Consider the following 13,479-nt stretch of genomic DNA (forward strand, 5'->3'; position numbering starts at 1 on the left):
GGACATCGGCGCTCCCGAACGATGCGAGTCCGCTCACACCACCGATGCAAGGGTCTGGCTCGTTGCGGCCTGCGGCTGGAAGTTCCGATCACGTCCGCCGGTGGTAGTGGTTGCGGCGGGGGAGTTGCTCCGGGTCGAGCCAGGCTGGTGGGACGAACTCCGGGTGGCCGTCGCCGCCCAGGCGGACGGCCCACTCGCCACGGTGGACGTGCCGGTGGTGGTGGCCGCAGAGCAGCACCGAGTTGGTCAGGCTGGTGTGGCTGCCGTCGGCCCAGTGGCGGATGTGGTGGGCGTCGCACCAGCGTGGTGGTCGGTCGCAGCCGGGGAAGGCGCAGCCTCGGTCGCGCAGGATCAGCGCGCGACGGAGAGAGCCGGTGACGAGTCGGCGTTGCCGGCCGACGTCGAGTGTCTGGCCGGCGCTGCCGAGCACGGCAGGCAGGATCGCCGCGTCACAGGCGAGGCGTCGTACCGTCTCCGGGGTGAGCTGTGGCCCGGTGTCGAGGGTGCCGGCATCGAGCTGCCTGGCCAGCGCGTCGAAGCTGGTGGTCACGACGATCTGGGCCGGTTCGCCGCCGTGTTCGGGCAGCTCACCGGTACGCAGGGCGAGCCGGCACAGGTCGGCGAGCGCGTCGTGGCGGCGTTGGCCTGGGCAGCGCGGGTCGTCCGGACCGGACGGCGCGGTCAGCGGGTCGAGGGCGGCGCGCAGCAGACCGGCCGCCTCGGCGTCCAGGTGACCGGAGAGCCGCAGCCGGCCGTCGCGGAGCTCGGAGAGCGTGACATGACGATCGCGGTCGGCCCGGCGCGCCTCGGCCTCCAGGGCCGCTCTGGCGGCGGCGTCGGCCAGCTCGGGAGCCACGTGGTCGAGGACCCGGCTGCCCAACTTGCGCAGCAGTCTCGGCTCGAACTGCCCGGCCCACCCGACCAGGACGCCGACCGCCTTGTCGGCCGCCTCGGCGCCAGCGGCCGTGTGCACCGTCTGCACGGTCTCGCCGATGACCCGCGCCTGCTCGACAGTGATGTCTCCGTCGGCCAGCGCGGCGCGTACGCCGGGTGCTCCGACATCGAGCGCTGTGGCGAGATCGACCAGTCGGCGCGCGGCGGAACCGTCGAGCCGCAGGCGCTCGCGCAACCAGACCGCCGTCGACGACGCGCCCTGCGCCCGGGCCGTGCCCCGGCCGTCCACCTCGCGCACCAGCGACAGTTGCACGGCCGCCAAGCGCTGCGCGAGCCGGTGCGCGGCGTCGAGGGCCGCGACGAGATCGTGCTCGGGAAGAGCCCACACCGCGGCGTCAAGGCAGTCGGCAACCGCCGCCTCTGCCTGCGCCAAGCCCTCCAACATGGACCAACCTTAGAACAGGTGTACGACACTTTCGGGCCCATGGGCATCGACGTGGCCGCCTATGATCGTCGCTGGTCGCAGCGGGACGGGGGCATGGGTTGATCAATGCGGTGTTCTTCGATGTCGGCGGGGTGATTCTCGACGAGTCCCGCGAGTTCGCCGCCTGGGCCGACTGGCTCGGCGTGCCACGGCACACGTTGTCGGCGGTCTTCGGCGCGGTCGTCGCGAGGGGGCTGGACTACCGGGAGACCTTCCGCACCTTCCGGCCCGACTTCGACCTTGAGGCCGAGCTCGCCGCCCGAGCCGCCGCCGGAGAGCCGGAGACGTTCGGCGCGGAGGATCTCTACCCGGACGCGCGTGGGTGCCTCGCCGCCCTGCGCGACCAGGGTCTGCTGGTGGGCCTGGCCGGGAACCAGCCGGCCCACGCCGAGGCGACCCTTCGCTCTCTCGACCTCGGCGTGGACGTGATCGGCACGTCGTACTCCTGGGGTGTGGCGAAGCCCGCGCCGGCCTTCTTCGACCGGGTCGTGGCCGAGGGCGGTGGCGACCCGTCGTCGATCCTGTACGTCGGGGACCGGCCCGACAACGACGCCCGCCCGGCCCAGGAGGCTGGAATGAAGACATGCCTGATCCGGCGCTCGCCGTGGGGGCACATCCTCGACCTGCCGACCGTGGCCGACCGGTGCCTGTTCCGCATCGACTCGCTGCACGAGCTGCCGGCCCTGATCGCCGCCCACAATCGCCCAGCCGACTAGCCGCGCCCAGCCGCCGAGCCGCCGAGCCGCCGAGCCGCCGAGCCGCCGAGCCGCCCAGCCGCCCAGCCGCGCACCACGGCCGGTACGCGGTCGTAGGGTTTCGCTGTGACCGTGCGGAGGATGCCAGCCGCGGAGGTTCCGGTCTCGGTCGAACTGGTGCGCGGTCTGCTCGACCAGCAGCACCCCGACCTGGCGGACCTACCGGTCGAGATCCTGGCCAACGGCTGGGACAACCTCGTGTGTCGACTCGGTGCGGAGTTACTGGTCCGGTTGCCTCGGCGGGCCATCGCGGCCGAGCTCATCGCGCACGAACAGCGGTGGCTGCCGGAGTTGGCCGGCCGCCTGCCGTTGCCGGTGCCGGCACCGGTACGGGTCGGGCAGCCGACGACGCGGTTCCCCTGGTCGTGGAGTGTCGTGCCGTTCTTCCCGGGCCGCATCGTGGCGCAGTCCGCGCCCGACGACCCCTGGTCGGCGGCGGCGACGCTCGGCGGCTTCCTGGACGCGCTGCACATGCCGGCTCCTGCGCATGCGCCCGTCAACCCGATGCGCGGGATTCCACTGCTCGGGCGCGCGCCGAGGGTCCTGGATGGGCTCATGCACGTCGACCCCGCCGATCGTGCCGCCGCGCTGCGGATCTGGGAGGTGGCCGTCGCCGCACCCGTTTGGGACGGGCCGCCGCTGTGGCTGCACGGGGACCTGCATCCCGCCAACATCCTGGTCGACCGGGGCCGGATCAGCGCGGTGATCGACTTTGGCGACCTCACCTCGGGCGATCCGGCGACCGATCTGTCCGTGGCGTGGCTGCTGTTCGAAGCCGAGCAGCGTGCTGCCCTTCGGCGGGCGTACGACCGCGCGGACGACGCGACCTGGTGCAGGGCGCGCGGGTGGGCGCTTGCCCTGGCCCTGGTGTTCCTGACGCACTCGGCGGACAACCCGCTGATGCGCGGCATCGGCGAGCGTGCCTTCCGCCTGGTGCTGGCCTCGTAGCTGCTCACGGATGGTCCTGGTGGCCGCCCCCGGGGGAAGGGCGGCCACCAGGGGTCGCGGTCAGGACAGTGCGCAGGCGTTCCCGTTGACGGTGACCAGCCCCGGGTTGGGGTTGGCGCCGCCGTTGGTCGTCGCGTTGAAGCCGAACGTCACCGTGCCGCCAGGGGCGATCTTGGCGTTGTACGACTCGTTCTTCGCGGTGACCGTCGCGCCGGACTGGGTGACCTTCGCCATCCAGGCCTCCCGGACGCGCTGGTCACCGGTGAACGCGAACCGGGCGGTCCAGCCGTCGACGGCCGTGGCCCCGGTGTTGCGGATGGTCAACTGCGCGGTGAACCCGGTGTTGCCCTGCCAGGCGCCGTAGTTGGCGTAGTTCACCGAGCAGGTGACGGCCGGTACCGCGCCGGCGTCACCCTGGTCGGCCAGGAACGAGGAGATCCAGGCCAACGCCGAGTTCCAGTTGATCGCCACCTCGTTCGTCGAGTACGAGTTGATGTCGTCGACGTAGCAGAACATCGGCTTGCAGCCGGCGAGCAACTGCGCCACGAACGGGTCCTGAAGGGCCGCGTTCGCGCCACCGGCGAGGGAGCCGGCCGGCGGGCGGGGCAGGTTGGCGTCGAGCTGGTGACCGAAGATCCGGCTGTGTTGGTTCTGCGCGGCGTGCTCGCCCCAGCCGGTGACGTAGGAGATGTTCAGGGCGTTGCGGCCCAGGATGTAGTCCATCGCCTGCACGGCGCCGTCGCGGTAACGGGCGTCGCGGGTCAGGTCGAAGGCGGTGGCCAGGACGACCGCGTTGTTGATGATGCTGCTGTTCGCGCCCCAGAAGTAGCTGTCGGCGTCCCCGGGCATCGGCAGCCCGTACGCCTGCTGGCGCAGCTCGGCGAGGTACGCGTCGGCGGCGGTGGTGACCGAGGCGCGAACCCGGGTCAGGTCGGCGGCGGGCAGCCCGTTCGGCACGGTGGCCAGGTCGAGGCGACCCAGCGCGGCGACGCTCTGCCAACCGAAGCCCCGCGGATCGAACACGTTGCCGGTGTGGTGCGGCGACGCGGTCAGGTCGGTCAGGTAGGTCTGCGCCCCGGTGGTGAGGTACAGCTCGGCCGCCGCCCAGTAGAACTCGTCGGTGACGTTCGAGTCGTCGTACGCGCCGCCGCCGGTGCCGTCGGTCGGGCTGGCGTACACCGCGGGGTGTGCCTTCGCGGCGGCGTAGGCCGTCTTCGCGGCGGTGCCGCAGCGGGACGCGAACGCCGCGTCGTACGGGGCGAAGAGTCGCGCGCACTGGGCGGCGGTCGCGGCCATGTTGAGGGTGGCCGCGGTCGACGGCGGGTGCAGCTCACGCGGCTGCGGGTCGTCCTGCGGTGCGAGCGGCAGGCCGGTCCAGTTCTTGTCGTGGATCTTGTGGTGGACCATGCCGGCGAGCGGCTTGCCGGCCGGCACCTGCATGCGCAGCAGGAACTCCAGCTCCCAGCGGGCCTCGTCGAGGATGTCCGGGACGCCGTTGCCGCGCTCGGGCACGCGCAGGGTGCTGTCGGCCAGTCCGGCACCGCCGTTGGCGGTGGCTGCCGTCTTGGTCCGCTCGAAGGTGTTCAGGAGCTGGTAGGTAGCGATGCCGCCGTTGACCACGTACTTGCCGTGGTCACCGGCGTCGTACCAGCCGCCGCGCACGTCGAGCGAGTAGTCGCAGACGCCCGGCTGGCAGGGCACGCTGGTGTCGCCCTGGTTGGGCGCGACGCCGAGGTGACCGGCGGGGCGGGCGTACTCGTCGCCGATCAGGTCACCGTCGATGGCGATGCCGCTGCGCTGGGCATAGAAGAACTGCAGCGAATCCGAGCGCAGTTGCTTGTAGAGGTTGCCAGAGATGTCGAACGGGTGGCTGGTCTCGCCGTCGACGGTGAGCGTCAGCCCCGCGCCCGGGGTGCGGTAGCTGGAGAAGTCGACGGTCTGCACGTTCTGCCCGGAGGCGGCGTCCACGCCACGCGCGGTGGTGGTGCCGCTGGCCAGGACCGCCCCGGCGGCCGAGCGGAGCTGCCAGGGCAGCGGCGTGGTCGCCTCGGTGACCACGGTGGCGTTCTTCGGCCCGCCCGGCAGGTAGCCGACCTGGTTGACGCGGACCCGGGGGCCGGTGTCCGGCTCGTACGGCGCGGGCGGCTCGCCGCCGCGCAGCGACACGTCGTCGAGGCAGATGGTCTGCGCCTGCGCGCTGCCACCGACCTGGAAGATGAGCTGGGCGTTCTGGTTGTCGTCCGGAACGGTGAAGGTCGACTCAACGCGCTGGGCGGTGCCGGTGGCGGCGGCGTCCACGGCCGCGTACGTGGTGTACGGGGCACTGCCGAGCTGGAGCACGGCCTTGACGGCGGTGCCGGGCGTGGCGGTGATGTCGAAGCCGAGCGTGTACTCGGCACCGGCGATCAGCGGCACGCCGTCCTGGCCGATGCCGGCGTCCCACGGGTTGGCGAGTCCACCGGGGACGGCGGCGCAGAGCTGGCCGTCGGTGACCCCGAGGGAGTCGGTGCCGTAGGAGAACCACGGGCTCACGCCCGCGCTGAAGTCCCCGTTGTCGATCTGCTCGGGGGCGTCCGGTGGCGGGTCGGCGTAGGCCGCTCCGGCGCCCGCGCCGGTGAGGGCCAGGGCGGTCGCCGCAGCCAGGAGGATGCGACGTTTGGATGGCGTCACGGGGTAGTCCTTCCGGGACGGGAGGTGAGGCAGGTGGCGGTGGCGACCTGGGAGCGCTCCCAGGTCGAAGCTCGATGTTTCCAGTGGCGGTACGTCCTGTCAATTGATCCGACTGGATGGGATCTGCCGTCCGACGAGGGCGGCGGCGCGCGACGCGGCGGAAAGCGAGACGTGAGATTGGCCGCGCCACGCGCCGTCGTCCTGATCTCCTAGAGACAACTGCGCCCTTCGCCTGGCAGGCTGCCTCCCATGACCCTGAAGCTGCGTTCCGTGGGAACGAGCGACCGTGGGCTGATCCGCAGCGGAAACCAGGACGCCCTGCACGCCGGCACCTGGCTCGTCGCCGTCGCCGACGGCATGGGCGGAATGGCCGCCGGTGACCTCGCCAGCTCGCTCACCATCGACGCGGTCGCCCCCCTGGACGTGGAGACACCCGAGGACGCCCTGGTGGCCGCGCTCCAGGACGGCATCGCGCTGGCCACCGCCCGCATCCGGCAGGCGGTCGTCGACGACCCCGAGCGCCAGGGCATGGGCACCACGTTGACCGCCCTGCTCTTCGCCCGTACCGGTAGCTGCCTGGCCCTCGCCCACGTCGGTGACTCGCGGGCCTACCTGTTCCGCGAGGGCGTGCTCAAGCAGATCACCCGCGACGACACCTTTGTGCAGATGCTCGTCGACCAGGGCGTGATCACCCCGGACCAGGCCAGCAGCCACCCGCGCCGGGCCGTCGTCACCCAGGCGTTGCAGGGCGAGGAGGTCTCCCCGTCGTACGCGACGATGGTGCCCCGGGCCGGCGACCGGTGGCTGCTGTGCAGCGACGGCCTCTCCAACGTCGTCCGACCGGACACCCTGGCCGAGGTGCTCGCCGCGTACCCCGACCGGTCCGCCTGCACCGGCAAGCTGATCGACCTGGCGTTGCACGCGGGCGCTCCGGACAATGTCACGGTCGTGGTGGCCGACGTCGTCGAGGAGTAGCCCGTTTTCAGCGCCGTCGCGGGGCGGCCCGGCGGGTGGGCGTCGCCGTGTCCGGGTCCTCGGGCCACGGATGGCGCGGATAGCGACCGCGCAGCTCCGCGCGGACCTGCGGATAGCCGGTGCGCCAGAACGACGCGAGGTCGGCGGTGACCGCCACCGGCCGGCCGGCGGGGGAGAGCAGGTGCAGCAGCACCGGCACCCGGCCACCGGCGATGCGCGGGGCCGCCGGCCAGCCGAACGTCTCCTGGAGCTTGACCGCGAGCACCGGCGCGGCCGGGTCGGCGTAGTCGACGCGGATGCGTGAGCCGCTGGGCACCTCGATGCGCTCGGGTGCGAACTCGTCCAGGCGCGCGGCCTGCGCCCACGGCAGCAGTCGACGCAGCGCCGAGGTCACATCGACCCGGTTCAGGTCGGCCCGCCGCCGGCCGGTCGCCAGCTCCGGCCCCAGCCAGGTCGGCGCGGCGGCGAGCAGCGCGTCGTCGTCGACGTCCGGCCACCCGTCGTCGAGGTGCAGCCGGCAGAACGCCATCCGCTCGCGCAGCGCCCGCGCCGCCGGAGTCCACGGCAGCAGCCCCAACCCCTCCTGCCGCAGGCCGGTGAGCAGCGCCGCCGCGACCTCCGCCCGGTCCGGGCGGTCCAGCCGCCGCGCCACCAGCTCGATCGCACCCAGTCGGGTCACCTCCCGGGCCACCACGTCCCCGTCGGACCAACCCACTTCGCGGAGCGTCGACAGCAGCGGGCCCGCCGCCTCCCGGGCGGTCGCCTCGTCGAGCGGCGTGGCGCGGCGGATCCGCGCCGAGGGCGCGCCGGGGCGGCGGTCGGCGACCGCCACCGCGAGCCAGTCGGTGCCGGCCAGCTGAGACCCGGCCGCCAGCTCCGCGGCGGTCCCGCCCGTCATGAGGTACGACGATCCGCCCGGCCGCCGCACCCGGGCCAACCGCTCGGGATACGCCAGCCCGACGACCAGCCCGGCGGCGAGATCGTCGGTCAACCGGTCGCGGTCAGCGGGCGCGCCGGATCGAGGAGTCGCGGCGGTGCCGGCCTCCGCTGCGGTGCCGGCCTCCGCTGCGGTGCCGGCCCGTGCTGCGGTGCCGGCCCGTGCTGCGGTGCCGGGCGCGGCGGTCGCCGGGGCACGCCCGGGACCGGCGCGCTTCTCGTCGGGCGAGGCGGCGGGGAGGGCGGCGCGTAGGCGGCGCACCTCGGCACGCCAGCGGGCGGTGGCACCGGCGTCGACTCCGGCACGCAGGCGACGCCAGCCGGCCACCAGGTCGTCGCCCGGGCCGGCGGCGCTCTCCTCGGCGAGCAGGGCGACCACCTCGGCCGCACGGTCGAGGCCGACCCGGTCGGCGGCGTCGAGCAGCGCCCGGGCCAGCCGGGGGTGCGCCCCGGCGGAGGCGATCGCCCGTCCCCGCCCGGTGATCCGACCGGTCGCGTCGACCGCGCCAAGCGTTTCGAGGGTGTCCCGGGCGACGGTCAGCGCGGCGGCCGGTGGCGGGTCGGGCAGCGCCAGTCCGACGCCGTCCGGGCTGCCCCAGGCGGCCAGCTCCAACGCGAACCCGGTCAGGTCGGCGGTGGCGATCTCCGGCTCCGGCCGGGCGGGCAGCCGCTCGTGGGTGGCCTCGGACCAGCAGCGGTAGACGCATCCGGGCGCCTCGCGGCCGGCCCGGCCGGCCCGCTGGGTGGCGGCGGCCCGGGAGACCGGCACGGTGACCAACGCGCCCAGTCCACGCGCCAGGTCGATGCGGGGCACCCGGGACAGCCCGGCGTCCACCACCGTCCGTACGCCCGGCACGGTGAGGCTGGTCTCGGCCAGCGCGGTGGAGAGCACCACGCGACGACGGTCGTCGGTCCGGGGGCGCAGCGCGGCGTCCTGCTCGGCCCCGCGCTGGCGGCCGTGCAACGGCAGCAGCGCGACGGTGTCCCGCAGGTCGGCGAGCCGCCCGGCGACCGCCGCGATCTCACCGGCTCCGGGCAGGAAGACCAGCACGTCGCCGTCCTGCTCGCGCAGCGCCCGCCGGACGGTGGCGGCCACGTGGTCGAGCAGTGCGCGGTCCACCGGGCCGGCCCCGGGCGGCGCGACCGGCCGGGCCGGCGGCGTCCAGATTCGCCGCACCGGGTGCAGTGCCGACTCGGCCCGGACGACCGGGGCCGGGGCGGTCCCGCCGAGCAGCGCGGCGATCCGGTCGGTGTCCGGGGTGGCCGACATGGCGAGGAGCCGCAGGTCGGGCCGGAGCGTGGCCCGGGCCTCCACCGTGAAGGCCAGCGCCAGGTCGGCGTCGAGTTGCCGCTCGTGGCACTCGTCGAGTAGCACCGCGCCCGTGCCGGGCAGCTCCGGGTCGTGGTGCAGGCGGCGGACCAGCAGGCCGGTGGTGACCACCTCGATCCGGGTGGCCGGGGAGACCCGCCGCTCACCGCGTACGGCGTAGCCGACCCGGTCGCCGACCCGCTCGCCCAGCAGGTCGGCCATCCGTCGGGCCGCGGCGCGCGCCGCCACCCGGCGGGGCTGGGCGATCACCACCCGGCCGTCGACCCGGTCGGCCACCGCCAGCGGCGCGAGGGTGGTCTTGCCGGTGCCCGGCGGCGCGACCAGAACCGCCGCGCCGGCCGCGTCAAGCGCGGTGAGCAGCGCCGGCAGGGTGGGACGGACCGGCAGGTCCAGGGTCACGTCGGAGAGCACGGACCAGTCTCGCACCGTGCACCGGCAGGCTCGACGTACCGGCCCGGCCTCGGGCCGCGTGGGCGTCCGGCCTCGGGCCGCGTCGTCGGCCGGGGCCGCGTCGGCGGGGGACCGGACGCGAAGGGCCGGGCCGCCGCCCCGAAGGGAAGCGACCCGGCCGGTGTTCACACGATCGAGGGCCGGGGCGACGCTGACCCGCCCTCGATCGTGAAGTCCCTAGTAGGTGCCGTCGAGCTGGCCCCGCAGCTTGGTCAGGGCCCGGGCGAGCAGCCGGGAGACGTGCATCTGCGAGACGCCGATCTGGTCGGCGATCTGTGACTGGGTCAGGTTGCCGTAGAACCGCAGGGTCAGGATCTTCTGCTCTCGCTCGTCGAGCGTGGCGAGCGCCGGACCGAGGGCGACCCGCAGCTCGGCCAGCTCGAACTCGTTGTCCTCGCCGCCGAGCATGTCGCCCAGCTCGGTGGCCCGGTCACCGTCGCCGGTCGGGGTGGACAGCGACACCGCGTTGTACGCGCGGGCGCCTTCCAGACCCTCCAGGACCTCTTCCTCGGTGAGCTTGAGGTGGGCGGCGATGTCGGCGACCGTCGGCGAACGGCCGAGGGTCTGCAGCAGCGAGCTGTTGGCGTCGGAGATGGCGAGCCGCAGCTCCTGGAGGCGACGGGGAACCCGGATGTCCCAGGTGCGGTCGCGGAAGTGGCGCTTGAGCTCGCCGATGATGGTGGGGATCGCGTACCCCGCGAAGTCGACGCCGCGCGACGGGTCGAACTTGTCGATGGCCTTGATCAGGCCGACGGCGGCGGTCTGCGCCAGGTCGTCGGTCGGCTCGCCCCGCCCGCTGTAGCGGTGGGCGAGGTGGTTGGCCAGCGGCAGCCAAGCCTCGATCGCGCGGTCGCGCAGCGCGGCGCGCGACGGGTGGTTGGCCGGCAGTGCCGCCATCGCGTTGAGCAGGTCGGCGGCGCTGTCGGTGAGCGCCCGCGGGTCCAGCTTGGTGGTGCTGGTCTGCTCGGAAGCCGTGGTGCTCGCCTGTTCGGTGATCGTTGGCGCGGTCATGGTGGTCCTCCCTGCACCTCGTCCGCGGACAAAAAGAAGGTGGCTCTTTGGTTTAGCTTCAGTTGGGCCGTTCGGGAGTCACCTTAACCTGATCAGCTCCCGGAAATCTAGCCGAAAGGTTGATGTACTTAAGGGGTGTCGAGTGACAACACACCCATAAGTGGACGGTGGGTGGCAGGTTGTGAGGTCCCTTACCCGTTTTCCGGGGCGATCCCGCGTTGTCCGGTCATCGCGTTCGGCCCGACCGGTCGGTCCAGCAGGCTCCACCGACCGGTCAACATGAAATCCGACAACTGGGCAGCGGTGTCGACTATCCGTCGTTGTCCCGCCGACGGGACCGGCCGTAGCGTCGCGGAGTAGACACCCGGTTCGGAGGCACCATGCTCGATCCAACCGCTCCCCAGCTCGTCGTGAACAGTCACACCCTCTACTTCAGCTGGTTGCCAGCGGATCCCGACGCGGTCGCCGCCCTGGTCCCCACCGGGCTGCGTCCCCGTGCCGACCGACAGGTGTTCCTCAACCAGTACGTCGTCGAGGACGAGACGCAGACGTCCGGCTTCGGCGCGTACTCGTTGACGTACCTCGGCGTCTCACTGGCCGGCGTGGACGCCCCTGGAGGGCTCAGCCCCGGCGGCTGGTGGACCCACTACGTGGCCTCAAGTCGGGTCGTCCGCGAGTACGCCACCGCGCGTGGCGCTCCCGTACTCGCCGGCCGGACCACGATCCAACTGAACGGCGAAGCGCTGCAATCCGAGACCGAGGCGGACGGGGTGCCGCTGATCCGCGCCCGCTGTCGGGTCGGGCAGACCGGGCACGTGATCAGTAGCGGGCACCACCGCTACTTCACCCAGCGGGACGGCCAACTGCTCAGCTCGGTCTATCCGTACGTGGCGGAACCGGTCACGCCGTTCGAGATCGAGTCGGTGGAGTTCCTGCAACCCCGACACCCGATGTACGCGCTGCGCCCCGCCAACCCGCTGATCATCGGATTCGGCTACTTCTCACCGCGCTCGTCGTTCGCGTACCCGGGCGGGCTGAGCGTGCACCCGGGCGGGGTCGGCCTGCCCGAGCCGGCCCGGCCGGCTCACCAGGTGCCGGCCAACCTCGCGCGCAGCGGCCTGCCGTCCGGGTCGTAGACCAGCCGGTACACCGGCAGCGCCCAGACACGCGTGAACCAGGGCAGCCGCTCGGGGCGGTGTGGACGCAGCCGGCCGGGCGGACGCTCACCGACCTGGCCTTCGTCGTACCACTGTTGCAGTTTGTCGGCCGCGGCCGTGACGGCCGCGACGGCGTCGGCCGGGTCGAGCAGGTCGGCGTCGTCGGCGCCGTCCGGATCGCGGTCCAGATGCTCGCGCCAGAGCCGTAGCCGCAGGTCCCGGGCGAAGGCGCGAGCCCCGTCGCCGAGGCCCGCCGGGTCGGTGGGCGTCCGCTCGTCGCGCGTGTCGTCGAGTACGGCACAGGACAGCTCGCTGTCGTGGGTCCAGGAGCGGCGGTTGAAGTTGTCACTGCCCACGCTGGCCCAGACGTCGTCGACCACGCAGACCTTCGCGTGCACGTACACCGGCGTGCCGGCGTGGTTCTCCACGTCGAAGACGTGCACCCGCTCCGGCGCGGCGCGCTCGCACAGCGACAACGCCTGCTCCCGGCCGACCATGTTGGGCGGCAGGGCGAGCCGGCCGTCCACGTCCGGGTGCCGGGGCACCACGGCCACCAGGTGCAGCTCCGGGTTCTCCCGCAGCGCCTGGGCGAACAGGTTCGCCACCTCGGTCGACCAGAGGTACTGGTCCTCCAGGTAGATGAGGCGGCGGGCCCGCTTCACCGCCTTGGTGTAGCCCCGCGCCACGGTCCGCTCACCGTCCGGGGCGAAGGAGTAGCGCGGCCGCACGGCGGGGTAGGTGCGCAGCACCTGGATCTGGTGCGGCCCACACTCGGGCGGGTCGGCGGGCTGGTCCGGCAGCGGGTCCGGCCGCAGGTCAGCGCCGCGCAACCGGTCCCGCGCGTACGCCATCGGGTTCTCCGAGTCCAGCGGCATGGGGTCGGTCCAGCGCTCCCGGAACAGGGTGTCCAGCGCACCGACCACCGGACCGCGCACCGCGAGCTGCACGTCGTGCCAGGGCGGATTCGGGCCGTACCGGGACGACATCTGCACCGGCTGGGGGTCGCCGCCGTGCGCGGCGTCGTCACGGCGGCTGTGGCACAGGTCGATGCCACCGGCGAAGGCGATGTCCCGCTCCGGCGCGTCGAGGTGCCGCAGCACCACCAGCTTCTGGTGGTGCGAGCCGCCCCGGCGGACCCGCTGGTCGAGCAGCACCTCGCCACCGGCCGCCGAGATCGTCTCGCTGAGGTTGCGGTTCTCCGCCTCGCTGTACGCCAGCACGTCCAGGTGTGAGCGCCAGATCAGCCCCTTGACCACCACGCCGCGCTGCGCGGCCTGGGCGAAGATCTGCGCCACGGTGGGGCCATCCTCGCGCAGCCGCTGGTCCGGGTCACCCCGCCAGTCGGTGAAGAAGAGGTGGTCGCCGGCCGTCAACGCCTGGACCTCCTCGACCAGCCGGTCGAAGTACGCCGCGCCGTGAATCAATGGCTCGGCGAGGTTTCCACTGGTCCAAACGGGTAACCCAGAGACCGGGTTGGCGCGTTCCTGCGCGGTGAGGAACCAGTCCTGTAACGGCACGTCCAGCCCCCCGGAGGTCGACAACGTCCTCACGGTAGGACCCCCGACGCGGGTCCGCATGCCAGGCCGCCCGACCGGTGACCTGGATGACGCCAGACGAGCACGCGACACAGCCGAGGAGGCCACACCATGCCCCGCGAAACGACGAACCCCGTGAACGAGTACCGCGAGCCGGCGGTGGAGAGCGAACGGGGGGCGCTGGTAGCGGTGTTGCTGATGGTGATCCTGGGCGTAGCCGGGATTTTCGCGGTTTCCTGAGGCTGCGGCGCTGCGGGTCGGCGCCTTGATCGTCACCAGATCGCCGATGTCGGGGCATCCTCGCCACGAGATGCCCCCACATCGCCGAGCTGGC

10 protein-coding genes are annotated in these 13,479 nt (G+C 73.1%); 5 read left to right on the forward strand and 5 right to left on the reverse strand.

Annotation, left to right across the window (positions count from 1 at the left end):
* Positions 1–88 precede the first annotated feature (88 nt).
* A complete protein-coding gene (locus tag ACN269_RS30540; RefSeq protein ID WP_421475690.1) occupies positions 89–1,339 on the reverse strand; it encodes a DUF222 domain-containing protein in 1,251 nt (416 codons plus the stop codon).
* Between the two features lie 98 nt (positions 1,340–1,437).
* Here ACN269_RS30540 and ACN269_RS30545 point away from each other — a divergent pair, with 98 nt between their 5' ends.
* On the forward strand, positions 1,438–2,094 hold the full coding sequence (locus tag ACN269_RS30545) for an HAD family hydrolase (RefSeq protein ID WP_421475691.1): 657 nt from the start codon (positions 1,438–1,440) through the stop codon (positions 2,092–2,094).
* 120 nt (positions 2,095–2,214) lie between these two features.
* Positions 2,215–3,081, forward strand: a complete 867-nt coding sequence (locus tag ACN269_RS30550) for an aminoglycoside phosphotransferase family protein (protein ID WP_421475692.1) — start codon at positions 2,215–2,217, stop codon at positions 3,079–3,081.
* Positions 3,082–3,141: 60 nt separating this feature from the next.
* On the opposite strand, the gene ACN269_RS30555 is transcribed toward ACN269_RS30550, so the two are convergent.
* On the reverse strand, positions 3,142–5,751 hold the full coding sequence (locus ACN269_RS30555; protein WP_421475693.1) for a glycoside hydrolase family 9 protein: 2,610 nt from the start codon (positions 5,749–5,751) through the stop codon (positions 3,142–3,144).
* Between the two features lie 249 nt (positions 5,752–6,000).
* Between ACN269_RS30555 and ACN269_RS30560 the strand changes: the two genes are divergently transcribed.
* A complete protein-coding gene (locus ACN269_RS30560) occupies positions 6,001–6,726 on the forward strand; it encodes a PP2C family protein-serine/threonine phosphatase (RefSeq protein ID WP_421475694.1) in 726 nt (241 codons plus the stop codon).
* Between the two features lie 7 nt (positions 6,727–6,733).
* Here the strand turns inward: ACN269_RS30560 and hrpB are convergent, their stop codons facing one another.
* Positions 6,734–9,571 (reverse strand): ATP-dependent helicase HrpB, encoded by a 2,838-nt coding sequence (gene hrpB / locus ACN269_RS30565; RefSeq protein WP_421475695.1) that lies wholly within the window; start codon positions 9,569–9,571, stop codon positions 6,734–6,736.
* Between the two features lie 48 nt (positions 9,572–9,619).
* On the reverse strand, positions 9,620–10,453 hold the full coding sequence (locus tag ACN269_RS30570) for a SigB/SigF/SigG family RNA polymerase sigma factor (protein ID WP_421475696.1): 834 nt from the start codon (positions 10,451–10,453) through the stop codon (positions 9,620–9,622).
* 380 nt (positions 10,454–10,833) lie between these two features.
* Between ACN269_RS30570 and ACN269_RS30575 the strand changes: the two genes are divergently transcribed.
* On the forward strand, positions 10,834–11,589 hold the full coding sequence (locus ACN269_RS30575) for a hypothetical protein (RefSeq protein ID WP_421475697.1): 756 nt from the start codon (positions 10,834–10,836) through the stop codon (positions 11,587–11,589).
* On the opposite strand, the gene ACN269_RS30580 is transcribed toward ACN269_RS30575, so the two are convergent.
* Complete coding sequence (locus ACN269_RS30580) at positions 11,538–13,127, reverse strand: phospholipase D family protein (protein WP_421476655.1); 1,590 nt, start codon at positions 13,125–13,127, stop codon at positions 11,538–11,540. The genes ACN269_RS30575 and ACN269_RS30580 overlap by 52 nt on opposite strands.
* Positions 13,128–13,256: 129 nt before the next feature.
* On the opposite strand from ACN269_RS30580, the gene ACN269_RS30585 reads away from it, so the two are divergent.
* A complete protein-coding gene (locus tag ACN269_RS30585) occupies positions 13,257–13,385 on the forward strand; it encodes a hypothetical protein (protein ID WP_354973754.1) in 129 nt (42 codons plus the stop codon).
* The last annotated feature ends 94 nt before the right edge of the window (positions 13,386–13,479 follow it).

This window comes from Micromonospora sp. WMMD736 (genome assembly GCF_049179015.1).
In the GTDB taxonomy this organism is placed as follows: domain Bacteria; phylum Actinomycetota; class Actinomycetes; order Mycobacteriales; family Micromonosporaceae; genus Micromonospora.